The organism is Sphingobium sp. AntQ-1, assembly GCF_028538045.1.
GTDB lineage: Bacteria > Pseudomonadota > Alphaproteobacteria > Sphingomonadales > Sphingomonadaceae > Sphingobium > Sphingobium cupriresistens.
In genome coordinates this window covers 1,689,043-1,710,975 of the sequence record NZ_CP117158.1, presented here as the reverse complement: position 1 = coordinate 1,710,975, position 21,933 = coordinate 1,689,043, and the positions used below count along the sequence as shown (strand labels likewise).

At 58.6% G+C, this 21,933-nt stretch carries 25 protein-coding genes; 10 read left to right on the top strand and 15 right to left on the bottom strand.

Annotated features, from left to right (window positions below):
- Positions 1 to 239 precede the first annotated feature (239 nt).
- The 6 genes from sphantq_RS08490 to sphantq_RS08465 form a co-directional block, all read right to left on the bottom strand.
- Positions 240 to 752 carry a hemerythrin domain-containing protein gene (locus tag sphantq_RS08490; protein ID WP_272800028.1) on the bottom strand — a complete coding sequence of 171 codons (513 nt, stop codon included), beginning with the start codon at positions 750 to 752 and terminating at the stop codon, positions 240 to 242.
- Between the two features lie 109 nt (positions 753 to 861).
- Complete coding sequence (locus tag sphantq_RS08485) at positions 862 to 1,263, bottom strand: DUF6766 family protein (protein WP_272800027.1); 402 nt, start codon at positions 1,261 to 1,263, stop codon at positions 862 to 864.
- Positions 1,264 to 1,559: 296 nt separating this feature from the next.
- Positions 1,560 to 2,345 carry an SDR family NAD(P)-dependent oxidoreductase gene (locus tag sphantq_RS08480; RefSeq protein ID WP_272800026.1) on the bottom strand — a complete coding sequence of 262 codons (786 nt, stop codon included), beginning with the start codon at positions 2,343 to 2,345 and terminating at the stop codon, positions 1,560 to 1,562.
- A gap of 12 nt (positions 2,346 to 2,357) precedes the next feature.
- Positions 2,358 to 2,942: a DUF4142 domain-containing protein gene (locus sphantq_RS08475; RefSeq protein WP_272800025.1), complete on the bottom strand. Its 585-nt coding sequence runs from the start codon at positions 2,940 to 2,942 to the stop codon at positions 2,358 to 2,360.
- Between the two features lie 25 nt (positions 2,943 to 2,967).
- Positions 2,968 to 4,161, bottom strand: coding sequence for a zinc-dependent alcohol dehydrogenase (locus tag sphantq_RS08470; RefSeq protein ID WP_272800024.1), 1,194 nt, complete (start codon positions 4,159 to 4,161; stop codon positions 2,968 to 2,970).
- Positions 4,161 to 4,754 carry an SRPBCC family protein gene (locus sphantq_RS08465; RefSeq protein ID WP_272800203.1) on the bottom strand — a complete coding sequence of 198 codons (594 nt, stop codon included), beginning with the start codon at positions 4,752 to 4,754 and terminating at the stop codon, positions 4,161 to 4,163. Before sphantq_RS08465 ends, sphantq_RS08470 begins: the two co-directional genes overlap by 1 nt.
- 514 nt (positions 4,755 to 5,268) lie before the next feature.
- Here sphantq_RS08465 and sphantq_RS08460 point away from each other — a divergent pair.
- From sphantq_RS08460 to sphantq_RS08425, 8 genes are all read left to right on the top strand, one after another.
- Positions 5,269 to 7,953 carry a PAS domain S-box protein gene (locus sphantq_RS08460; protein ID WP_272800023.1) on the top strand — a complete coding sequence of 895 codons (2,685 nt, stop codon included), beginning with the start codon at positions 5,269 to 5,271 and terminating at the stop codon, positions 7,951 to 7,953.
- 571 nt (positions 7,954 to 8,524) lie between these two features.
- Positions 8,525 to 9,964 (top strand): ATPase domain-containing protein, encoded by a 1,440-nt coding sequence (locus sphantq_RS08455; protein WP_120251143.1) that lies wholly within the window; start codon positions 8,525 to 8,527, stop codon positions 9,962 to 9,964.
- Entirely contained in the window at positions 9,961 to 11,037 is a 1,077-nt protein-coding gene (locus sphantq_RS08450) for a sensor histidine kinase (protein WP_272800022.1), read from the top strand. The genes sphantq_RS08455 and sphantq_RS08450 overlap by 4 nt, the downstream gene beginning before the upstream one ends.
- Positions 11,034 to 11,417, top strand: a complete 384-nt coding sequence (locus sphantq_RS08445) for a response regulator (protein WP_272800021.1) — start codon at positions 11,034 to 11,036, stop codon at positions 11,415 to 11,417. The genes sphantq_RS08450 and sphantq_RS08445 overlap by 4 nt, the downstream gene beginning before the upstream one ends.
- A 133-nt stretch (positions 11,418 to 11,550) precedes the next feature.
- Positions 11,551 to 12,075 carry a CinA family protein gene (locus tag sphantq_RS08440; RefSeq protein ID WP_272800020.1) on the top strand — a complete coding sequence of 175 codons (525 nt, stop codon included), beginning with the start codon at positions 11,551 to 11,553 and terminating at the stop codon, positions 12,073 to 12,075.
- Positions 12,065 to 14,134, top strand: a complete 2,070-nt coding sequence (locus sphantq_RS08435) for an NAD(+) synthase (protein WP_272800019.1) — start codon at positions 12,065 to 12,067, stop codon at positions 14,132 to 14,134. The genes sphantq_RS08440 and sphantq_RS08435 overlap by 11 nt, the downstream gene beginning before the upstream one ends.
- Positions 14,135 to 14,303: 169 nt before the next feature.
- Positions 14,304 to 15,158 carry an SDR family oxidoreductase gene (locus tag sphantq_RS08430; RefSeq protein WP_272800018.1) on the top strand — a complete coding sequence of 285 codons (855 nt, stop codon included), beginning with the start codon at positions 14,304 to 14,306 and terminating at the stop codon, positions 15,156 to 15,158.
- A gap of 89 nt (positions 15,159 to 15,247) precedes the next feature.
- On the top strand, positions 15,248 to 15,430 hold the full coding sequence (locus tag sphantq_RS08425) for a DUF6894 family protein (protein WP_272800017.1): 183 nt from the start codon (positions 15,248 to 15,250) through the stop codon (positions 15,428 to 15,430).
- A gap of 3 nt (positions 15,431 to 15,433) precedes the next feature.
- Here sphantq_RS08425 and sphantq_RS08420 read toward each other — a convergent pair whose 3' ends face one another.
- The 9 genes from sphantq_RS08420 to sphantq_RS08380 all read right to left on the bottom strand — a co-directional run bounded on the left by sphantq_RS08420 (position 15,434) and on the right by sphantq_RS08380 (position 20,134).
- On the bottom strand, positions 15,434 to 16,192 hold the full coding sequence (locus tag sphantq_RS08420; protein ID WP_272800016.1) for an ATP-binding protein: 759 nt from the start codon (positions 16,190 to 16,192) through the stop codon (positions 15,434 to 15,436).
- A gap of 158 nt (positions 16,193 to 16,350) precedes the next feature.
- Entirely contained in the window at positions 16,351 to 16,593 is a 243-nt protein-coding gene (locus sphantq_RS08415; RefSeq protein WP_008992969.1) for a DUF6894 family protein, read from the bottom strand.
- Between the two features lie 58 nt (positions 16,594 to 16,651).
- Positions 16,652 to 17,422, bottom strand: a complete 771-nt coding sequence (locus sphantq_RS08410; protein WP_272800015.1) for a Crp/Fnr family transcriptional regulator — start codon at positions 17,420 to 17,422, stop codon at positions 16,652 to 16,654.
- 240 nt (positions 17,423 to 17,662) lie between these two features.
- On the bottom strand, positions 17,663 to 17,959 hold the full coding sequence (locus tag sphantq_RS08405; protein ID WP_120251133.1) for a plasmid stabilization protein: 297 nt from the start codon (positions 17,957 to 17,959) through the stop codon (positions 17,663 to 17,665).
- Positions 17,946 to 18,242, bottom strand: a complete 297-nt coding sequence (locus tag sphantq_RS08400; RefSeq protein ID WP_272800014.1) for a DUF3175 domain-containing protein — start codon at positions 18,240 to 18,242, stop codon at positions 17,946 to 17,948. Before sphantq_RS08400 ends, sphantq_RS08405 begins: the two co-directional genes overlap by 14 nt.
- 224 nt (positions 18,243 to 18,466) lie before the next feature.
- Positions 18,467 to 18,715 carry a hypothetical protein gene (locus tag sphantq_RS08395; protein ID WP_272800013.1) on the bottom strand — a complete coding sequence of 83 codons (249 nt, stop codon included), beginning with the start codon at positions 18,713 to 18,715 and terminating at the stop codon, positions 18,467 to 18,469.
- A 15-nt stretch (positions 18,716 to 18,730) separates the two neighbouring features.
- Complete coding sequence (locus sphantq_RS08390) at positions 18,731 to 18,943, bottom strand: hypothetical protein (protein WP_272800012.1); 213 nt, start codon at positions 18,941 to 18,943, stop codon at positions 18,731 to 18,733.
- Entirely contained in the window at positions 18,940 to 19,608 is a 669-nt protein-coding gene (locus sphantq_RS08385; protein ID WP_272800011.1) for a class I SAM-dependent methyltransferase, read from the bottom strand. The genes sphantq_RS08390 and sphantq_RS08385 overlap by 4 nt, the downstream gene beginning before the upstream one ends.
- A 139-nt stretch (positions 19,609 to 19,747) precedes the next feature.
- Positions 19,748 to 20,134, bottom strand: coding sequence for a response regulator (locus tag sphantq_RS08380; protein ID WP_272800010.1), 387 nt, complete (start codon positions 20,132 to 20,134; stop codon positions 19,748 to 19,750).
- A gap of 170 nt (positions 20,135 to 20,304) precedes the next feature.
- Between sphantq_RS08380 and sphantq_RS08375 the strand changes: the two genes are divergently transcribed.
- Together sphantq_RS08375 and sphantq_RS08370 are read left to right on the top strand one after the other, a co-directional pair.
- Positions 20,305 to 21,141, top strand: coding sequence for an IS5 family transposase (locus tag sphantq_RS08375; RefSeq protein ID WP_272800009.1), 837 nt, complete (start codon positions 20,305 to 20,307; stop codon positions 21,139 to 21,141).
- Positions 21,142 to 21,262: 121 nt separating this feature from the next.
- Positions 21,263 to 21,784 (top strand): MgtC/SapB family protein, encoded by a 522-nt coding sequence (locus sphantq_RS08370; RefSeq protein WP_272800008.1) that lies wholly within the window; start codon positions 21,263 to 21,265, stop codon positions 21,782 to 21,784.
- The last annotated feature ends 149 nt before the right edge of the window (positions 21,785 to 21,933 follow it).

Here is a 21,933-nt window from a genome sequence, read left to right as displayed (position 1 = left end):
TCTTATGGCAACTTCGTAAGTCCATGACGTGGCTGCGAAATCAACTCGTTACGCTGCGCCACCGGAAGATCTGCTGTCATGCTTGATCTCTTGCGGGAACTGTATCCAGGAATTGTCGCCCGAACCAGAAGACGACGTTCACCAGCGGAGTGAGCACCGCCATGATACTGACCACTGTTGCGAACGTAACCGGAGAAGCCACATGTCCGACCGTCAGAAGGCGGCCGGACATGTCTGCATCAGGCAGGGATCGGATTAACGACGCTTGGCTTTGCCGCTGGCAGTCCGGAGCTCTCGGCGAGCGCAATCAACTCTTCTTTGCGCGCCATCATCTGGTCGCGCAGGGCGACGAGATCGACGTCCGTCTTGCGACATTGAGCGAACATGCCCTCCGACGGCATTTCCTCCTCATGGACATGATGCTTGATCTCCTCGGACAGCACCTTGACCTTGGCAGCGTAGAAATCATCCTCCGCTGAACCCGCTTCGATATCGTTGATAAGCACCTTGGCACCATCATGCTCGACATAGGCCTCGTCTAACGTATCGTCCTCGATTTTCCCGCGAAACGCCGGATAGAAAATTTCCTCTTCGATCGAAGTATGGATTTTGAGTTCGGTACAGATTTGGCGCGCGATCTGCTGCTTCTTCGTTGCCGCCTTCGTCGCCTCGAACTGATCGAACAGCTCATCGACCTTGCGATGGTCAGCTTTCAGCAATGCGATCGCGTCGGTGAATGTATCGGTCGCCATAACGTCCTCCTGTTGCTCCGCTCCTGACAAAAAATCGAGCACCCGCTCGTTGTTCCAAGCGAACGACTCGCAACAAACATCCGGCCATCTATCGCCTAATGCCGAGGTCTCACTCGTGTCCTACATCATGGGCGTGCGGCTTTGCGTGGCCATGGGTCCGAAGATAGCGATCATCGATTGTGGCGATCAGCCTTTCGGCCTCCGTACCGCCGACAAGCTTCATCAACTCATCCACCTTCGCTTCGAGTCGGTCGTCATTTTCCTTGGACGCCGGTGAGCCGATATAAAGGAAATACGCCAGACCAACGACCTGCCAGATAAGCTGCAGGAATTCCGACTGCCAGTTTTCGAAAGTATCCCGGCCCATCTCGACGAGATAGCTGCTGACCTGCGCGACCTGATGATGCTCGCGCGCTTCCTCGACAAATGCATACCAACCAAAAATCCAGTGGCCGGCAATCGACACAAGAAAGAAAAGGGCGGTAATCCAGCCATACGCATATTTCTTCATGAACGTTCTCCTCTTCATCACCCTCGAGAAACGGCCATGAAGAACAACGCTCCGCGACAGATGTCGTTCTCGCGCGATAATGGAGACGACCAAAATGGCATATCGTCAGTCGCCATGGCTGAAATGGTCGGAGCCACCGCCGCGCCCTACCGCCCGAAAAATATCATGACTGCATCCCGCCCCATAGGCTGGTGAGCTGCAGGGCCGCGACTGCCTGTGCGCCTCAAGCCTCCGGCATTGCCATGCTCGGTTACGTCCTGAGACCGTGTATGGGCGGTCACGGCTCGTTCCTCTGCCTATTGCGCCTTTGCTGATCCGGGTTCGGCCATCTTGCGGTGCTGCTCGGCAAGAACCGCTGCGGGCGTCACATGGGCGACCGCCGCCTGCACCTTGTTCTTCCAGCCCGACACTATGTGCGCATGACCGGCCATCAGCGCGTCCCAGCCGTCCTTGGCCACATCCCTGGGATCGCTCTTGCTGTCCGACGCGCCCACGCTGGTGTCGAGCATATCTCCTCGCGCAAAAAACTCCGTTTCGACGGGGCCTGGCATAAGAGTCGTGACCGTTACGCCTTTGCTCTCCTTGATCTCGTTGCGGATCGCATCGGCAAAACTGTCGATGAAGGCCTTGGTACCGTTGTAAACCGCCTCGAAACTACCCGGGATGAAGCCAGCGATAGAGCCGGTAATGAGAACCCTGCCGTCATCGCGGGCGACCATCTGTTTCAGCACTTTCTGTAGCAGATAGATCGTACCCATGACGTTCGTATCGATGACCCGCCGCCAGTCGGCAACATCCTGATCGAGAAAGCCATGGCCCAGGCCGCGACCCGCATTGGCGCAGAGCAAATCGATCTGTCGACCATCGGTCGCGGCGAGCAGTTGATCGACGCCTTGCAGAGTGGAAAGGTCCGCCTCGACCGATTGCACCTGCATACCATATTGCTTGAAATCCTCCGCCGATGCATTGATCAGCGGCTCGTCTGCGACAACTAGCAGATCATAGCCATCCTTGGCCGCCAGATGCGCCAGCTCGAAACCTATGCCGGTCGAAGCGCCGGTGATGAGCGCGAATTTGCTCATGATTGTTTCTCCTTACTTGGCAGGGAACGCCGCAAGATGGGCGATATGCTCCTTGACGACAGGTGCGATCTGCGCGGCTGCCTGCTTGAGCGCCGGCGTATCTCCGCCGCTGGCATAGCCCTCGTGTAGGGCGAGCGCGGCATCATGCGCGATCTTCTGATCCTTGATATAGATGGCAACGATCGTATCGGCCGAGGCAGCCTTGATCTCGTCGAGCATCTTCTGCTGGTCCGGGGTGAGGCTTGGCGGTGCCACGGTGAGCTTGGCTTCAGCTGCCGCGGCCTTGACCTTCGCTGTCGATTGCTGATGGGCCTTCACCATCATCTGCGCAAATTCGCGCAGCTTGGCGTCCTTGCTCTTTTCTAGCAGGGCTTTGGACGATTCGATTTCAAATATGTCGCCGGCACCCGCCTTGGCAAGATAGCCAGACGCATCGGTCGGCGTGGCCACAGGGTCTGCCATTACGCCCCGATCGGCCATTTCCGACGCGCTATTGGCGGAAATGGCATTCGCTCCGACCTGGTTATCGGATGTGTCGGGACTATTGCACCCGGCAAGAAGCAAAGCGCTTGCGGTGAAAAGGAAGAAAGAACGCATGAGCTAGTCTCCTATGGGATAAGGGTCAGGTCGCCTGCGCCAGGTCCATGCCCGGCTTCAGCACGATCTTCGTCACTTCGTTCTGCTTGTCGTGGAACAGCCGGTAGCCTTCCGCCGCCTGTTCGAGCGGCATGCGGTGCGAGATGAGAAAGGTCGTGTCGATCTTCTCCTCCATGATCGCATTGAGCAGCCCGGGCATATAATGCTGAACATGGGTCTGGCCGGTCTTGAGCGTCAGGCCCTTTTCCATGAAGGCACCCAAGGGGAATTTATCGACGAACCCACCATATACCGCCGGCATCGAGACACGCCCGCCCTTACGGCAGGCGAGGATCGCCTGGCGGATCGAATGGGTGCGGTCGGTGCCGAGGAAGGTCGAGACCTTGATCTGATCCCAGACATTATCGGCAAAAAATCCGTGCGCCTCAAGGCCCACGCTGTCGATGCAGGCGTCCGGACCGATACCGCCGGTCATCTCCATCAACGCCTCATAGGTCTTCGATTCTTCGAAATTGATCGTCTCCGCGCCGAACTTCTTCGCAAGGTCGAGCCGGTGCGGAAAATGGTCGATCGCGATGACGCGCTCTGCACCCATCAGGAAAGCCGACTGCACCGCGAACAGCCCGACCGGGCCGCAGCCCCACACGGCCACGGTGTCGCCGGGCTCGATCTCCGCATTTTCCGCGGCCATCCAGCCGGTCGGCAAGATGTCGGAGAGGAACAACACCTTGTCGTCGTCGACCCCGTCGGGAACGACGATCGGTCCCACATCGGAAAAAGGCACGCGTACATATTCGGCCTGGCCGCCTGCATAGCCGCCGGTCATATGGCTGTAGCCGAACAGTCCCGACATGGGCTGGCCATAGGCGGCCTGAGCAATATCCTGATTGTCCGCTGGCAGGCCATTGTCGCATGCCGAATATTGATGCTTGCTGCAATGGAAGCAGCTGCCGCACGCGATGGTGAAAGGCACCACGACGCGCTGGCCCTTTCGCAGTGTCGATTTGGGGCCAGTCTCGACAACTTCGCCCATGAATTCATGGCCAAGGATATCGCCCGCCTTCATGGTCGGGATATAGCCGTCATAGAGATGAAGGTCGGAGCCGCAGATTGCGGTCGATGTGATCTTGATGATCGCGTCGCGCGGGTTCAGGATTTCCGGATCGTCGACGGTATCGACGCGCACGTCATGCTTCCCATGCCAGGTCAAAGCGCGCATCAGGCCTGCTCCTCTTCCATCTGCTTACGGGTCCAAGCCGCAGTCGCCACCTCGCCGGTCTCCATCAGCTGCTTGAAACGGCGCAGCTCCCGCCGCGCCTGAATGGCGGGCTCGCGCTGAAACATGGTAGCGATGACCTTGCCGATGATGCCGGCTGGCGGATCGTAGAGGATCGTCGCTCTGACCCAGGTGCCGCGCCCGCCGGGTGCATCGTGAAAATCGATGCGCCCGCTATTGGGAACATCCGCGCCGTCTTCCGAGGCCCAGGCGATGAATTCGTCCTGTTTCTCTCCGGTTATCGCAGCGATCCATTCGACCGTTTTTCCGGCCGGTGCCTTTACAACCCACCGGGACCGCCGATCATCGAGCTTCTCGACGGAAACGAGATTTTCCATGAAGCGCGGAAGATTGGAGAAGTCGCGCCAAAAGGCGAAAAGCTCCGCGCGCGATCGGTTGATCGTGACAGTCTTGCCGATCAGCGCATCTCCCTTGTCCTCGACAAAGCTGGCTGTCGCGTCATCGACGGCATTACGCTGCTTTGACGTGGTGATCGGCGCGTCATCTTCGCGCGGCGGGACAAGCGTGTCGCTCATGCGGCTCTCCTGGCTGACGATGGCAATAGACCGATCAACCCGGTTCTTGGCGGCTCGTTCCAATTTTGATTGTCCGTCACAGACGAAAAACGCCGAAATTAACATTGGTTAGTAGGAATTATCGTGGGCTTAAGGGCAAGGCCCGGTTTATGTGCCAATCGGCGAACAAGCGCTTGGGAATATGCTTGGTCGGGCGCGCAGGATCTGCTTGGTCAGCGCGGGAATTGCCTCCCCCACAGCGAAGAACAAGAATGCAATGATAAGGTATGGTGGCCAATATCCCTCGGTCCAGCGGGCAAAGCGCCGCGCTGGAGGAACTTAAGGCAAAGGCAGTCATTAGGGTTACGCCACCGTCTCGTGACCAGTAGTTTGGGGGAACATGACCGACCGCATGTCTGAGATTTTTCCTGGTGATTCCAGGATGAGCGCCATCATGCGTGCCCATGAATGGGAGAAAACCCGGTTAGGTTCCCCAGAACAGTGGCCTGAAGGCCTGAAAGCATCGCTCCGGCTCATGCTCATGTCGCGGTTCGAGATGTGGCTTGGCTGGGGGGAAGATCTGACCTTCTTCTATAATGATGCCTACATTCCAACGCTGGGTTCAAAACATCCCACCGCGCTGGGCCAGCCCATGTCGCAGGTCTGGAAGGAAGTGTTCGAGGACGTCGAGGATCGCATCGTGTCGGTCATGCGCGACGGCGTCGCGACGTGGGACGAGCAGCTGCTTTTGTTCCTCGAGCGCAATGGCTATCCGGAAGAAACCTACCACACCTTCTCCTACAGCCCACTCGTCGGCGGAGACGGCGCCGTAGAAGGCCTTATGTGCGTCGTTCGCGAAGAGACGGACAGGGTCATCAGTGAACGACGGATCAAGCAGCTCAACGATCTGGCCGCAGCCTTGCTCAGGGCGCAGAGCCGGTCGGACGTGGGGGAGGTGGTTCGTGCCTATTTCGGCAGTGACAGCCGGGACTTTCCTTTCGCCGACCTCATATTGTTCGATCTGCCCGACAGCCCCCATCCTGCCGCTGGCGACGCGACACGGTGGCCCGTTGCCGCGGTCGAACAGGGTGAGAAGCAGACGGTCATCGCGCTCGACGGTTTCGGGCGAAACCTACCAGCCGGACCGTGGCAGATACCGCCGCGTGAAGCGTTGATCCTTGCGGTCGAACAGCCCGGAGAGGCGCGGGCCATCGGCGCGCTCATTCTCGGCTTGAATCCCTATCGCCTGCTTGATGAAGCCACCCGCGATTTCGCCAGCCTCATCGCGGTGCAGATCGCCGGCGCGCTTGCCACGATCGATGCTGTCTCGGCCCAGCGGCGCGACCGTGACCGGCTCTGGTCGCTTAGTCAGGACCTGATGCTGGTGTGTGATTTCGACGGCGTGATCCGGTCGGTCAACCCAACGGCAACGCGGCTCCTGGGATGGCAGGAAGATGAGATGGTCGGTCAGGTCCTGGCCGATTTCGTCCATCCCGACGACTTGCGCAGCACGGCAAGGGAGGTCGCAAAGCTGGCGAAGGGCGTTACTACCCTCCTGTTCGAGAATCGCTATCGCTGCCGGGACGGCAGCTATCGGCTGCTCGACTGGAACGCCGTTCCCGATGCCGGCCGCATTCATGCCGTTGCGCGCGACATAACCCAGGAACGCCTGCTTGCCCGCGACCGGGAACGGATCTGGGCGATCTCGCCCGTCGTCAAGGTGGTGGCGACGACGCAAGGCGTCATCAATGCAGTCAATCCATCCTGGACGAAAGTGCTCGGATGGGTCGAGGCCGATACGGTCGGGCGCAATATCCTGGAGTTCGTGGCCGAGGAGCAGGACGCCGCGCGCAAGAGACTGGCGAAACTTTCGCGGCCCGATGCGACCGTCATAGAATCCCAAAGCGTCTTTCGGGCGCAGGATGGCAGCCACCATCGCTTCGCTTGGACCACCGTGCCTGAGGGCGGCCTGCTCTATCTTTTCGGCCGGGACATCACGGCTGAAACCGAAGCGGCCGAGGCGCTCGCCGCGACCGAAGACGCTTTGCGCCAGAGCCAGAAGATGGAAGCGGTCGGGCAGTTGACCGGCGGCATCGCCCATGACTTCAACAATCTGCTGGCCGGCATTCTGGGCAATCTCGAACTGCTGGAGCTGCGTATTTCGCAAGGCCGGTTGGAGGCGATCAGCCGCTATCTCGAGACGGCGCAGGGCGCGGCAAAACGCGCTGCCGCGCTAACCCAGAGGCTGCTCGCCTTTTCACGCCGGCAGACGCTCGATCCTACGCCCGTCAATGTAAATCGGCTGGTCTCCGGCTTGGAAGACCTGCTGCGCCGCACTGTTGGTCCTTCGGTCGAAATCGAAGTCGTCGGGTCGGGCGGGCTGTGGACGACATTGGTGGATCGCTACCAGCTCGAAAACGCGCTGTTGAACCTGTGCATCAACGCGCGGGATGCCATGCCGGACGGCGGTCGGCTGACAATTGAAACGGCTAATAAGTGGCTTGACGACCGCATGGCGCGCGAACGCGAACTGCCGCAAGGTCAATATGTATCACTTTGCGTGAGCGATACCGGGACCGGCATGACACCCGATGTGATCGCCCGCGCTTTCGACCCCTTCTTCACGACCAAACCGCTCGGCGAAGGGACGGGCCTGGGGCTGTCGATGATTTATGGCTTCGCGCGCCAATCGGGCGGTCAGGTGCGAATCTATTCCGAGGTGGGCGTCGGCACGACCATATGCCTTTATCTCCCCCGCCATACCGGCGCCGTGGCCGAAACGGAGGAGGAAGGCGAGTCGCTATGTTTGGAGCTTGGTGGCCATGGCGAGACGGTGCTGGTCATCGATGACGAGGCTTCGGTTCGCTCGCTCATCGTCGATGTCCTCACCGATGGCGGCTATCATGTTATCGAGGCGGCGGACGGTCCGAGCGGACTCAAAGTGCTCCAGTCCGACTTGCGTATCGACCTTCTCATCACCGATGTTGGTTTGCCCGGAGGAATGAACGGTCGTCAGGTAGCCGACGCCGGGCGAGTGCACCGACCGCATCTTAAAATCTTGTTCATCACGGGATATGCGGAAAATGCCGTGGTCGGCAACGGCCTGCTGGGTCAGGACATGCACGTCATCACCAAGCCCTTTGGCATAGAAGCCATCGCCGGCAAGGTGCGCGAGATGATCGACGAGGCGGACAAGTCAAGGCGGGAAGGCGAAACATAGAGGGCCAGCCCTATCGTGGAGTTCTTGAAAAGGCAGCAAACTGGCTGACATAAGGGTAATCCTTTAGCACAAGCCGACCTTTTCCGGACCTTCGGCTGATTTATCGTCACTAGGTGTGAAATGTCCGTTATTCTGGCTAGCCAGACCTAATCTGAAACTGGGCAACGATTTCGCTGCTCAGGTTTGGACATTCGGCTACCCATGCCTTGGCACCCAGTTGGTCATTGGACCAGAACCCGCCCTACCTGACCTTATTTTTCGGAGTAGCTCTCTAGAAGCCCCGGAACGTCGTGGCGCGACTCCCGCAAACATATGTCGTCATGGCCGCTTACTTTGTGTCAAAGACAGGCCGCAGGACATGGATGTGCCACGCAAGGTAGAGCCGACCCGTTCATCTGATCCGTGTCACCCAAAATCTCCTTTCTCGCCGGTTCGGATAACGACAAGGAGATCCCGTCCGGCTTAACGCGACAAGACTTCCATGTTCTAATCGAAGGCGCGAGAACCCTTCTCCATCGTACTGGCAAATCAGGGGCGATTGTGCGATCCGATGCCAAACGAGGAGACATATGTGAGCAAGCGCAAAGCCCAGCCTGTGGTTGCAACGGGCGTCGCAGGACTGGATGAAATCCTGCGCGGCGGCCTGCCCGCATCCAACCTCTATATGCTTCAGGGCGCGCCCGGCGCGGGCAAGACGACAGCTGCTCTGCAGTTCTTGCGCGCAGGCGTAGAAGCAGGGGAAAGATGCATCTACGTAAGCCTTTCCCAGACTGCTGCTGAGCTGAAATCGATCGCCCTGTCCCATGGCTGGACGTTGGACGGCATTCGGATCGAGGAACTGTCCGCATCCGACGCCATCAATGGCGCGGCCGATCAGACCATATTCCAGACCGCCGAACTCCGCCTCGACGAAACGCGCCAGGCGATCGAGCTGGCGATCGAGGAGCATAAGCCACACCGCCTCGTCTATGATTCGCTGCTGGAGATCCGGCTCATCACGGGCGATACACCGCGGTTCCGCCGCGAACTGCTCGGCTTCAAGGCGTTCCTCGCGCAGCGCAAGGTCGTCGCGCTCCTGTTGGATACCCAGACCAATGAGGCAGCGCCCAACGGAGAAGAGGTCGAAGGGATTGCACATGGCGTCATCCGCTTCGACAAGTCGTTGCAGGATTATGGCTCCGTGCGACGGCGGATCGAGGTCAGCAAGATGCGCGGCGTGCCGATTGCCGACGGCTATCACGACATGGCGATCCGGGAAGGCGAAGGCGTTGTTGTTTTCCCCCGGATCATTCCGGGCGAAGCCGTCGATACCCGCAAGCCGCAGCTAATTAAATCGGGCGTCGATGCGCTCGACGACATGTTTGGCGGCGGCCAGGAATCGGGCACAACCACTCTGGTCATCGGCCAGTCCGGGACCGGCAAATCGACCATGGCCTCGCTCTACGCAACCGCAGCGCTCAAACGGGGCGAAACGGTGGCGCTATTCCTGTTCGAGGAACGCCTGGAGACCTTCTTTCGGCGATCGGAAGGCCTCGGCATGGATTTGCGGCAGTTTCATGAAGACGGTCAGCTGATCATCCGGGATTTCAATCCCAACGAGATATCTCCCGGTGAATTCGCCCAGATTGCACAGTCGATCGTCAAGGATTTCAAGACCCGCGTCGTGGTCATCGACAGTTTCACAGGCTACCTCAACTCGTTGCCGCACCGCGAGAAGGCTGTACGAGACATTCAGTCTCTCCTCAAATATCTCGCGCGGTCGGGCGTTCTGACAATGCTGATCGTCGCCCAGCACGGTCTGCTCGGCCAGAATGTCGGTATCGATGTCGATGTGAGCTTCCTGGGCGATACCGTACTCCTGCTGCGGATCATGGAAGATGATGGCCGTCTGCGGCGCAACATCACCGTCGTCAAGAAACGCCATGGCCCCCATGACCTGAATGTTCATGAATTGTTGATCGAAAGCGACGGCGTCAGGGTCGTCCCGTTCAATCCGCTGCCGACGGCATGAGTGGCAGCGATCTGGTCGAGCCGGGTGCGCTGGACCAGGTCCTTATTCTGGCGCCGTATCGACGGGACGCGGCCTATCTGGGTCAGTTACTCGCCGAATATGACATGGCTGTCGCGACCTGCATCTCGGCAGACGAACTGACGGGGTATCTGGCGGCTGGGCCAGGCGTGTTCGTGACGACCCATGAAGCATTGACCCCGACCCTCATCGATATCGTCGCCCGGCATCTGAACGCCCAGCCCCCATGGTCCGAAATGCCGATCGTGGTCCTGCTTGACCGCGCGTCGCCGAACAGTCGAATCCGTGGACAGCTGGCGGCGGCATGGCCACGGTCGCGCCAGCTTTTCTATCAGCGCCCGCTCACCCAAGTCGAACTGGTCAGCGGCATCCAGTCGGCGCTGCTGGCGCGAATGCGGCAGAGGGAAGTGCGCGATCATATCGAGCGCGAGATCGAACTCCGCAGGGAGCTGAACCACCGGGTCAAGAATATCCTGGCGAGCGTGTTTTCAATCTTTGAAATGACGCGCCGCGGCGCGACGAGTGTGGACGCGCTTGCGGATGATTTCGGTGCCCGGCTGACCGCACTGTCAAACGTACATTCCGCCGTCTTCGAGGCCAAGGGGGAGGCGATCTCGATCGCCGAGATCGCACGGCTCACGTTCGACCCGTATCGGCAGATGGGGGTCAGCCGGATCGACGCCTCCGGCCCGTCAGTCATGTTGACACGCGAGGCGGGTACAACACTGGCACTCTGCCTGCACGAACTGACGACCAACGCGATCAAATATGGTGCGTTGTCCGTGCCGAACGGCCGAGTTGCGTTCCATTGGGACATACTGCCGGACCTGGGTCCTGACTTGTCTGTCTTGTGGCAGGAAACGGATGGACCGCCTGTCGTCGCGCCGTCGCGCTCCGGCTATGGGACGCGCTATCTACGTGCGGCTCTCGGTGGCCTGTTCGGTACCAAACCCGACATCATGTTCGCGACCGAAGGCCTTCGATGTGAGATTACCGGACCATTGGGACGCGTCGCCTGCAACTCGGAGGCACCAGACAGCGTTTCGGGCTTATGACATCAGACACCATCGGCGTTCGCAAGCCACTGCGGATCTATTGCATCGAAGATAATCCCCTGATCGTGTTTCATATCGAACATCTGATTGAGGATGCAGGCCATGTTCTGGCGGGTTTTGCCGATAGCTTCTCCCAACTGACGGCTGACCCTGGCGCGACCAACATAGATGGCGCGCTTGTGGATATCGATCTGGCTGATGGACGCACCGGACCCGATGCGGCTGCATGGCTCAAGGAACGAGGAATTCCGTCGATCTTCGTGACCGGCCAGCAGGACATCGCGAATTTATATGCCGACCGGGTCGTCGGGGTGATCACCAAACCCATCGTTGCTGAGGATTTTGCCGATAAGGTCCAGCGTCTGGAAGGGCGGACCTGATCCCCGTTTGCAGGTAGAAATCGACTCTTTGCCGACATGCTTGCGGCGGTTCCGGGATCGCCCAGCATATGTCAACAGGAACGAACTTTTATCTAAGCGGTTAACGGCGCAAGTAAGTGAGCGGAGTGGGAACGTGTCTCATAGCCCGGCAGAAACTCTGTCCCCTGTCTTGCCGACTGCGGTCGAAGACGCAGCCTCCAAGCTTCTTCGTGCCTGTTGCGACGCCCGTTTAAAGATTGCGACGGCGGAAAGCTGCACGGGGGGCCTACTCGCCTCTCTGCTTACCGACGTCGAGGGTGCGAGCCACGCCTTCGAGCGTGGCTTCATTGTCTATAGCGAAGAAGCCAAATGTGAATTGCTCGGCATCGCGAGGGATCAGATTGATGTGTGCGGCGCCGTCAGTCGTGAGGTCGCTATTGCAATGGCGCAGGGCACCATTCGGCAGTCAGCCGCCGACATTTCGCTTGCGATCACCGGCTATGCAGGTCCCACCAACGACGGGGGAGAAGAAGGGGTTGTCCATTTTGCCTGTACCCGCAGAAACGGAACGACAGGACATAGGGTGAAGCATTTCGGTGCCGTAGGCCGTGGACCCATTCGGATCGCATCCGTAACGGTGGCCTTAGATATGATGACGGACGCCGTGCGTGACGCCTGATCGCTTCGCCTTGATCGATGAGCATGGATTGATCCGCCTTGCAGTGGCAACGCCGACTGCAAGTGTCGGCGATGTAGGGGGCAATTCCAATGCAATCCTAGACTTAGCGCGGAAAGCGGCATTGGCAGGTGCCGACATCGTCCTGTTTCCAGAGCTGTGCCTATCATCCTACGCGATCGATGATCTGCATCTGCAGGATGCGCTACTGGACCGCGTGGAAACAGAGATCGGCAAGCTGATCGAGGCAAGCCTCGACTTACCTGTCCTGCTTGTTGGCGCTCCTGTTCGGCGTGCAGGACGGCTCTATAATGCGGCCTTGGCCATCGGCCGGGGAAAGCTTTTGGGCGTGGTCCCGAAAAGCTACCTTCCCAATTATCGCGAATATTATGAGAAGCGCTGGTTCGCGTCCGGCGCAGGCTTGACCGATCTCGATATCGAGCTTGCCGGCCGCCAAGCGCCCTTTGGCACTGACCTCATCTTTTCGGCGAAGGAGAAGTCAGACTTCATTTTTCATATCGAGATTTGCGAGGACTACTGGTCGCCCCTGCCCCCCTCGACGATGGGCGCGCTGGCGGGCGCGCTGATCCTGTGTAATCTCTCGGCGTCGAACATCACCATCGGCAAATCGCGCGATCGGCATATGTTGTCGGCTTCACAGTCGGCGCGATGCTTGGCCGCCTATGCCTATTCTGCGGCAGGCCCCGGAGAAAGCACGACGGACTTAGCCTGGGATGGGCAGGCAATGGTGCACGAACTGGGGGAATTGTTAGCGGAATCGAAGCGCTTCGGGGACGACCCGGAGCTTACACTGGCCGATATCGATGTTCAGCGTCTGCGGCTCGAACGAATGCGCAACGGAACTTTCAATGATACAGCCACGGCATGCGGCCACCCCGAACAGCGGTTCCGCCACGTAAAGTTTTCCTGGGTAGCCCAAGGCGACCGTTCGGGTCTGTACCGTCCGCAACGGCGCTTTCCGTTCGTCCCCGCGGACGCGATGGCGTTGGATGCCGACTGCTACGAAGCGTTCAACATCCAGGTGCAAGGTCTGATCACCCGCTTTCGAGCTACTTCGGGTAAGCATCTGATCATCGGCGTTTCAGGCGGGCTCGATTCTACGCATGCGCTGATCGTGGCCGCCAAGGCATGCGACCGGCTGGGTCTCCCGCGTTCGACGATCCTTGGTTTTACCATGCCGGGTTTCGCGACCGGTGAAGAGACTCGATCGAATGCCTGGGCACTGATGAAAGCGCTTGGCATAACGGCCCAGGAGATCGATATCCGTCCCGCTGCACACCAGATGCTTTCCGACATGAAGCATCCCTTCGCTGCTGGTGAGCCACTATACGACATCACTTTCGAAAATGTGCAGGCGGGGCTGCGCACCGACTATCTGTTTCGGCTCGCCAACCGCCACGGCGGTTTCGTCATCGGCACCGGTGACCTGTCCGAACTGGCGTTGGGCTGGTGCACCTATGGTGTGGGCGACCAGATGAGTCATTACGCCGTCAATTGCGGGGTTCCCAAGACGCTTATCCAATATCTGATACGCTGGTGCGTTTCCACAGGGCAATTCGATTCCGCCACGGACGCGGTTCTGACTGCTATCCTCGGCACTGAAATCTCTCCAGAGCTTGTCCCGGCCGACGCCAGCGGCGCACTGCAGAGCACGGAGAGCAAGGTTGGACCTTATGCCCTCAATGATTTCTTCCTTCACCATGTGGCGCGCGTCGGGCTGCCGCCCTCCAAGGTGGCATTTCTGGCTTGGCAGGCCTGGCACGATGCCGGTGCGGGGGAATGGCCGCCCGGCTATCCCGACAATGCCAAAATCTCCTACGATCTGTCATCGATCCGGCGCTGGCTTGAAAATTTCCTGTTTCGCTTCTTCACGATCAGCCAGTTCAAGCGATCGGCAATCCCCAACGGACCCAAAGTTTCATCCGGCGGGGCATTATCGCCGCGCGGAGACTGGCGGGCACCATCCGATGGAACCGCAGCAGTCTGGCTCGATGAACTGGCAGCAGCGTTCGCCGGCGCTCCCGACCACTCCGACCCATGAAAGGCCGATACAATTACGCAAGCACCCAATATCCTTGGGATTGAGCGGGCCTGGCTTCCTGCGTCAGCATGAGCGCTGCTTAGGTCAGATTGGACTGGATTGATCGCGTTGAACCCATTGGGCATTTGCGTGTTGAAATCTTGCTCCCAACAGATTTGGACTGCGCACCATGACCGACCCAAGACCACCCCAGCCAGAGCAACAGCAATCGATGCCGGGCCTGACCGAGCCTATGGATCCACGCCCTGACCACGGCGAAACGAGCTATCAGGGTTCGGGTAAGCTAAGCGGCAAGACGGCGATCATCACGGGTGGCGACAGCGGCATCGGGCGCGCCGTTGCGATCGCTTTCGCGCGAGAGGGTGCCGACATCCTCATTTCCTATCTCAATGAAGACGAAGATGCGCGAGAAACGGCGAAGTGGGTCGAGGAGGCGGGTCGCAAGGCGGTGCTGGTGCCTGGCGACATCAGCGATGCCGACCATTGTCGATTGATCGTCGATCGCGCACTCGAAGAGTTGGGCGATTTACATATCCTCGTCAACAACGCCGCCCATCAGGCGAGCTTTGAAAAGATTGGGGACATTTCAGACGAGGAATGGCAGCAGACATTCGCCACGAACATTCATGCGATGTTCTATCTTGTCAAAGCGGCGGAGCCGCACCTGGCGCCCGGGGCCTCGATCATCAATACGACGTCGATCAATGCCGATCAGCCCAATGCCCATCTCCTTGCCTATGCAACGACGAAGGGCGCTATCCAGAATTTCACGATGGGCCTTGCCCAGTTGCTGGCCGACAAGGGAATCCGGGTAAATTGCGTAGCGCCCGGCCCGATCTGGACGCCGCTTATTCCCTCGACCATGCTGCCGGAGGCCGTGAAGAATTTCGGGAAAAACACCCCGTTCGGTCGCGCCGGCCAGCCCCGCGAGTTGGCTTCAGCCTATGTGATGCTGGCAAGCGACGAGTCCAGCTACACGACGGGTGCCACGGTCGCTGTCACAGGCGGGCGGCCCTTCATCTGAAATCTATTACCGAATGGGGAAGGCGATGCCTCGTTACTTTTTTTCATACCGTTGATGGCGGGCGCGACTTTGACCAGGAAGGCACTGAATTGCCGAACGATGCCGCGGCACGGAAGGCTGCGATCCGGTTTGCCGGTGCTGTAATGCATGATGAGCCTGATGTACTTTGGGATGGACGCGACTATCGAGTGGAAGTCACCAACGAGACGGGCGCTCTCCTTTTTACGATCGTGATGCTGTCGATCGATGCGCCTGCATCCAATCGAGCTTGAACGCTAGCTTGCGTTTTGGCCGCTGGGTACGACAATCTCGAATGTCTTCGATCCCGACGGTGGCTGATGAAATTTCCCGCCACATGACGACACAAGACGGCGGACAAGACCAAGGCCTAGTCCATGCCCGTCTGATGGAGCGGCATCGAGGAACGGCAGGCCATCATCATCGACCTGTACGACGACATCATCGTCACGCCGTCGAACGACCACGGTAATCTTGCCACCCTTCGCCTCGAAAGCATGTTTAATCGCGTTGGTCGCAAGTTCGTTCACGGCCAGGCAGATCGGCGTGACTAACGGCGAAGCAACCTCGTCGCAGCCATCACCTATTTCGAGCGAGATCAAAACGGATCTCAGCTCCGCATGCGCCTGCAACGCCTCGCAAACCTGACGCAAAGCGGTCGCCAGCGCGGACTGTTCCTCTTCCGACGTGGCGGCCCGCGCTCGGGCTAGAATAGCTATCCGTTCCGCCGCATCCTCAAGGGCGGCGCGTCCTTCCCGATCTTTCAGTCGTGTCGCCTGGAGGGAGAGCAGACTGACGACCAGTTGGAGGTCGTTGGTGCACCGGTGTACCGTCTCCCGCAATAACAGTTCCAAACGCTTGTACGCCTCCTGCGCTTCGGCGCCCGCCCGACCATCCGATCGAGTTGATGATTGCGGCCGCCCCATGCCCTCATTGGCAGTGCCATGCATGGGCATATTATCGCGCAACGCGGGTTTACCGGCAACCCCGTGAGTACCATTGAGCCGCTCTGACATACGCACCTCTCTTTCAAGAGAAGAGTAGGAAGCGGGTTCAGGCGTGTCGCTAACCTCGATTGTTCATGATGTTAATGTCCAGGTCAGGATTGAGCATGTGAGCATCAGAATTTCCGTTTTGACACTATCTCATCCGCCATTCGGCCATTCACCTGAATTTACTCCGTACCTTCGCCCGCAGGCGCATTCACGGCCACCATTTTGATAGTGAACAAGAGTCTTCTCAGTTCATCCGTTACAAAGATGCTGAACTCTCGACCATCCCAAAGTACGTCAGGCTGATCGTTCATGATTTCGCCAGCAAACTGGATGGCGAAACGCCTTGCTGCAGCGTGATCGCGTAACTCTGTTCCTGTTTCATCCCCATCGGCATCCGACGCGGAAAAGAAGTAGCGTGGCATTTTTTCCTCCAGGCATCGCGCACAGTAATGCTTCGCCCGAACTCACGCTCTAACCTGGTTAAGGAAACATCGATGAAAGGGGACCAGGTAAATGCGGCGCAACCTGATCGAGGTGCAGGTAAAGCGGATTGAAGTCGCCTTCTCGCCTGATCTTGTTCCAGTCCTGAATAGCGATCCAACGTCCGCTATGATCGATAAGGCCATCTTTCGCGAGTGCCTTCAAGGTTCGATTGACATGAACGCTGGTCATCCCGGTCGCGTCCCCCAATTGCTCCTGCGTCATCGGCAGATGAAAGTCAGCCGCATCGATAACACCGGCAGCGTGCATGCGAACGGCGATTTCGCACAATATATGGGCAATGCGCGCCCTTGCGTCACGCCGCCCGACGTTGAGCACCCATTCTCGATAAATCGATGCGTCCACCAGACCATCGATCCAGAGCGCTTGGCCGACAGCAGGCCGCTCCAGGGCAATTTCCCGCAGAGCATCGCGATCAATGTCGGCCACCTCAAGTTCGGTCAGGGCCTGGACACTGTGGTCGGCAATGTTGAGAAACAAATGTTGTAGATCGAGCAGATCGCCAGCCAGATGGATCGACACGATCTGACGCGCGCCATGCACCGTCAACTTATGCCGAAATGCGAGTCCAGAGAGGACAAAACTGCAATGCGGACGGGGCGGCTCCCCCTCGCGGACGACATAAGCGCTTGGGTTAAGGTAGCGATGCTGAAAGGGGAGTGCTGATACTGCTGCGCGATCTTCTTCGTCGAGCGCGGCCCGCTGCGAAAGCCGTCGCGCGAAGAAATCCAAATTGGTGATCGATGACATGCAGCCTCCACCGGGCGGGAGCACATGTATCTCTCTGTCGCCGGGACACCCAGTTAGTTGCCCGGCAATATAGCGTCTTTAACATGGCCACTAACATAGGGCCTAACCTATTTCATCGACTGGCATTATGAGGGTTTCGATAAGCCATACCGATAGGCAGTACAGCTTCACGGGACATTGGCACCCACTCGACAACGCCCTGTGCCTGCTCCAAAAGCGACCCCGCTTCGGCGAGTATCGTCAGGCCTTCGCCTGTTTACGCCGGGTTTCCCACCCTTTCTTTGCAGCGGCTGATCGCTCGTCATGGGTCTGGCTAGCTCCGCCGACACGCCCGCCTTTGCTCGATGACGCATGGCTTTCCGTCTTACCCCGCCCCGAACCGGATTTCTTGCCACCGCCAGACTCCTTGTTCACCGTCGCCCATGCGCGGCGCTCGGCCTCGTCTTTCGGAATGCCGCGATCCTCATACCCCTCCTCGATATGCTCGGCCTTGCGCTTTTGTTTGTCGGTATAACTCGACTTGTCACCGCGGGGCATGGCGTTTCTCCGTCTTGCTGAACGCCATGCGGAGCTCATCCTTGGTCGTCTCCAGGATGTGCCGCTGCTTGGCGCTGAGATTGTCCCCCGCGCGATTGATATAGAATGTCAGCATGCTCATTGCAGATTGCAGGGGTGTGCCTTTACGACGATGGCTGTGTTCGGCGGATCGTTTCAACGACAGGGCGATCGCTTTTGGATCAGTCCGCTTGAACAGGCCTTCATCAAGATCCAGTGCGTCGCTCTGCTCGGTCACATCTTGCGACCATTTATGTTTGCTCATCGCGTGTCTCCCGGCGCGTTCAGCTGCTTAACTTCCCGGTTCTATGTTTACAGGGGGTGCGAGCGGATTGTGGTTCGACGCAGCTTCAGGTTCAGCCTGATCGTCATCGCCGCCTTTTTCGGATTCCGCGTCCGAAGGCGTGGGCGAACCTTGTTCCGGTGGAGGCGTTCCAGCGCCTCCTTCCGCTGGCTCAGTGGACCGCGGATGGACACCATCATCATCGATCATGATTTGCCTCCTTTCTGCATTTCTTGTCCCGCCCGCGTGTCGTTTTCCTCACCGCGCCTCGTCATAGTGTCGGGATTGTAATCAGACGATATGGTACCACCGCTCACCGGGTCACGCGTCGGCTCGCGATCCAGCGTATCGCTGGGCCGTCGCGCGGCGCCCTCTGGTTGATTCTCGGTGGAGATGTTGGGACGACGGGTTTTCGTGGTCGGAACAGATTCATGGCTGTGCGTTTCATCTTCCATGGCACGCTCCTGCCTTCATGCGCCTTTGGCGCGTTGATCCTCTGGATAGTCTTCCGGCTTGACTGTCCCCACAGCGGGACGGTCGTTGACATCCTCTTGCCGCTGGCCACCGCGCGTACGGGGATCGGGACCTTTCTGTGGCAGAACGTCACCCAGCGGCCCCTGGCGCGGACTTTTGTCCATGGATGTTTCCACCGCCTCTGACGGCGTGTCTGTCGGCTCGTTCATCGGTGATCTCCTACGGTCTGGTTTCCAGGACCCGCCTCAGCCCAATAGAGATGACATGGCGGGATGTTGCGCCACTCAAAGGCAGAGTGGATCGGGCCGATATATGTTTCGAGCAGCGGCTCGATGGTGCGGCGCATTTGATAGGCGCAAAACATGCCGTTCGATGCGAGAACGGCGCGACTGGCGTGCATCGTGCGATCGGCTTCGTATCGCTCAAGCGTGGAGAAGGGCAGGCCGGAGAGTATGCAATCGGCAGAGGGCAGGCCGCGTTCTCTCAGGACAGCAGCGACATTCGCCGCAGGGGCGCAGACGGCTTCAAACCGGGGATCGTCGATTGATGCTCTGAGATGATCGACGAAGGCCTCACTCGTGTCCAGCGCGAGGAGGACGGCGCTGGTAGACAAGCGTGCCAGCACTGCTCTTGTAAACGCCCCCGTTCCCGGTCCAAATTCGACGAATAGCTGGATCCGCTGCCAGTCGATTGGTGCAAGCATTCGATCCACGAGCCAATGACTTGCTGGAAAGGCCGATCCAACCATTGTCGGAGACTCGATGAATGTCTTCACGGTCAGGCGCAGGGAAGGACTCTGAACACTGCTAGGAAAAGCAGTGGCCTTGGAAATGGCACGATCCGCAATCCCGTCGGCACGTGCTTTGATCACCATGTCCTCCTTGCCGGCCAAATACGACAAGGTTGACAACCAGACCGTCCACAAGCAGTTCCGTTGATTATGCTTGGAAATGGAGCGACTTTAACCTGGTTAAGTCACTTTATGCCGACAGAATTTGTATGACAAGCCATCGTTAGCGACCAGCTACCAGCACACGTACCCGATCGCTAAGGCTAAGCGAGTCGAACGGTTTGGCGATAACGCCCACAACGCCGGGACGTTTATAAGCGTCAACCTCATGAGGTCGAATTCCGGCGGTGATGATGGCCGTGCGCAAGCCAGACAGGTGGGGCAATTGTCGTAATTTTTCGTGTAACTCGATGCCTGTCATGGATGGCAGCCGCATGTTGAGGAGGGCGAAATCAAATGAGTGCCTGCTTCTTCCGATATCTTCCAGGGCTTCAACTCCGCTGCCGTATGTAGTGAGGGAAAAGTCAGGATCCCGCCCCAAAGCTAGTGCAACGATTGTGCGAATGTCGGGTTCGTCCTCCACGAATAGAATTTTCAGTTGCTCAGCCATGCTCACCTCCACTTTTGCAAAGTGATATCTTTTGGATAACTATCGAAACCCACACCGCTCAAAAAGGTTCGGTGGATGGTAATGCTCAAGTGGCTGAGAGCCCGATCCGAAAGTTGTTGAGCAATACCAGCATGTTGTAATTCACGCCTCTTTGCGAAGAGATGGAGTGAATGGTGACATGGACTGGTATTTCCCGGCGCGAGCATAGCCGGGAGGGACTGCGATATCCATCGGATATGACCGATGTTGAGTGGGCGTTGGCAGCGCCGTTCGTGCCTCCGGCAAGGCGTGGAGGCCGACCTCGAACGGCAGACATGCGCGAAGTCCTGAACGCGAAGTTGTATGTAGCTGCGAGCGGGTGCGCGTGGCGACTTCTACCAAAATGCTTTCCTCCGGTGTCGACTGTCCGGCGCTACTTCTACGCCTGGCGCAATGCCAGTCTGTTCGAAGCCATCAACACCGTGTTGGTTATGAACTTGCGGGAAATCGAAGGACGGGAAGCCTCGCCCAGCGCTGGAGTGATCGATAGCCAGTCGGTGAAGACCACGGAAAGTGGCGGAATTTCGGGCTTTGACGCTGGCAAGAAGGTCAAAGGCCGCAAACGGCACATTTTGACAGACACCTGCGGTTTTCTGATCTTCATCCTCGTCCACGCTGCCGACATTCAGGATCGCGATGGAGCTGTCGATGTGCTGGCCGCAATCCGGACCCGTTTCCCCTGGCTGCGCCATGTGTTCGCGGATGGCGGCTATGCGGGTGAAAAGTTACGGTCGGCACTCGTCGGCATAGGAAAGTGGACGATCGAAATCATCAAGCGTTCCGACAAAGCCAAGGGTTTCGAGGTGCTACCCCGCCGATGGGTTGTCGAGCGAACCTTCGCATGGCTCGGGCGTTGCCGACGGCTGGCCAAAGATTGGGAAAGGTCCATCGCCTCATCGACGGCCTGGGCTCTCATCGCTTCAATCCGCATGCTCACGCGCAGAACCGCAAGGTACTGTCAAATTTGACGAACTTCTGAATCGGGCTTTGAGTCATATTCGACAGAGCTAGCGCTGCCCTGCGAGCGCGCAACCTGGGGCCGTGCATCTCATCGGCGCGAAGCGCGTTGCTGGGAGGGAGGTAGTCGCTATGCTTGAGAATGATCTTCCCACCACCTTGACGCGATTGGGCCTCGCAACCGTCCTCGGTCTGGCACTGGGCTTTGAACGAGAGCGAAGCGGCCATGATGCGGGTTTGCGAACCCACGGTCTCGTCGCGCTCAGTTCGGCGATGTTAACCCTTTCCGCGCTCGAAATGGTCGAACAACACAATGAGGGAGACCCTGTCAGGGTCGTGCAAGGCCTGGCACAGGCGATTGGTTTCATCGCAGGCGGCCTTATCTTCGTGCGCGGCGGCGACGTTCGAAACATGACGACGGCTGCCAGCCTTTGGATGGCCGCTGCGGTAGGGATCACGGCAGGAGCGGGACAATATGTGCTGGTGTTTGCCGGAACAGTCCTGGCGCTTCTTCTCCTGTCTGCCGCTTTCCTCTTCGAACGCTTCATGCCGCGGTCCCATAGACAGGAAAACAATGGCACTTCGGACGATATTCGGATGCCGAACCGGCGGGGCTCGTCAAGTCAGCAGGATGAAGAAATTCATAAGGGTTGAGGAAAGCGGCCATCCAACGGGATGTTTTGGAATCGTGCCAGCTTGCCTCGCGCGAAATGGCTGGGAGGTATAGGCGGCGCTGCTCGACGGCACGACCGTCAACGGGCAACTGGCTGAAACGCTTCGTGTCTGCCGCAACAGCCGCTCGT

Coding starts and splice junctions, on each gene's coding strand:
- sphantq_RS08490 (WP_272800028.1), bottom strand. CDS start 752: ATGGCGACCGATACATTCACCGACGCGATCGCATTGCTGAAAGCTGAC.
- sphantq_RS08485 (WP_272800027.1), bottom strand. CDS start 1,263: ATGAAGAAATATGCGTATGGCTGGATTACCGCCCTTTTCTTTCTTGTG.
- sphantq_RS08480 (WP_272800026.1), bottom strand. CDS start 2,345: ATGAGCAAATTCGCGCTCATCACCGGCGCTTCGACCGGCATAGGTTTC.
- sphantq_RS08475 (WP_272800025.1), bottom strand. CDS start 2,942: ATGCGTTCTTTCTTCCTTTTCACCGCAAGCGCTTTGCTTCTTGCCGGG.
- sphantq_RS08470 (WP_272800024.1), bottom strand. CDS start 4,161: ATGCGCGCTTTGACCTGGCATGGGAAGCATGACGTGCGCGTCGATACC.
- sphantq_RS08465 (WP_272800203.1), bottom strand. CDS start 4,754: ATGAGCGACACGCTTGTCCCGCCGCGCGAAGATGACGCGCCGATCACC.
- sphantq_RS08460 (WP_272800023.1), top strand. CDS start 5,269: ATGCTCATGTCGCGGTTCGAGATGTGGCTTGGCTGGGGGGAAGATCTG.
- sphantq_RS08450 (WP_272800022.1), top strand. CDS start 9,961: ATGAGTGGCAGCGATCTGGTCGAGCCGGGTGCGCTGGACCAGGTCCTT.
- sphantq_RS08445 (WP_272800021.1), top strand. CDS start 11,034: ATGACATCAGACACCATCGGCGTTCGCAAGCCACTGCGGATCTATTGC.
- sphantq_RS08430 (WP_272800018.1), top strand. CDS start 14,304: ATGACCGACCCAAGACCACCCCAGCCAGAGCAACAGCAATCGATGCCG.
- sphantq_RS08420 (WP_272800016.1), bottom strand. CDS start 16,192: ATGTCAGAGCGGCTCAATGGTACTCACGGGGTTGCCGGTAAACCCGCG.
- sphantq_RS08415 (WP_008992969.1), bottom strand. CDS start 16,593: ATGCCACGCTACTTCTTTTCCGCGTCGGATGCCGATGGGGATGAAACA.
- sphantq_RS08410 (WP_272800015.1), bottom strand. CDS start 17,422: ATGTCATCGATCACCAATTTGGATTTCTTCGCGCGACGGCTTTCGCAG.
- sphantq_RS08405 (WP_120251133.1), bottom strand. CDS start 17,959: ATGCCCCGCGGTGACAAGTCGAGTTATACCGACAAACAAAAGCGCAAG.
- sphantq_RS08400 (WP_272800014.1), bottom strand. CDS start 18,242: ATGAGCAAACATAAATGGTCGCAAGATGTGACCGAGCAGAGCGACGCA.
- sphantq_RS08395 (WP_272800013.1), bottom strand. CDS start 18,715: ATGGAAGATGAAACGCACAGCCATGAATCTGTTCCGACCACGAAAACC.
- sphantq_RS08390 (WP_272800012.1), bottom strand. CDS start 18,943: ATGAACGAGCCGACAGACACGCCGTCAGAGGCGGTGGAAACATCCATG.
- sphantq_RS08385 (WP_272800011.1), bottom strand. CDS start 19,608: ATGGTGATCAAAGCACGTGCCGACGGGATTGCGGATCGTGCCATTTCC.
- sphantq_RS08380 (WP_272800010.1), bottom strand. CDS start 20,134: ATGGCTGAGCAACTGAAAATTCTATTCGTGGAGGACGAACCCGACATT.
- sphantq_RS08375 (WP_272800009.1), top strand. CDS start 20,305: ATGGTGACATGGACTGGTATTTCCCGGCGCGAGCATAGCCGGGAGGGA.
- sphantq_RS08370 (WP_272800008.1), top strand. CDS start 21,263: ATGCTTGAGAATGATCTTCCCACCACCTTGACGCGATTGGGCCTCGCA.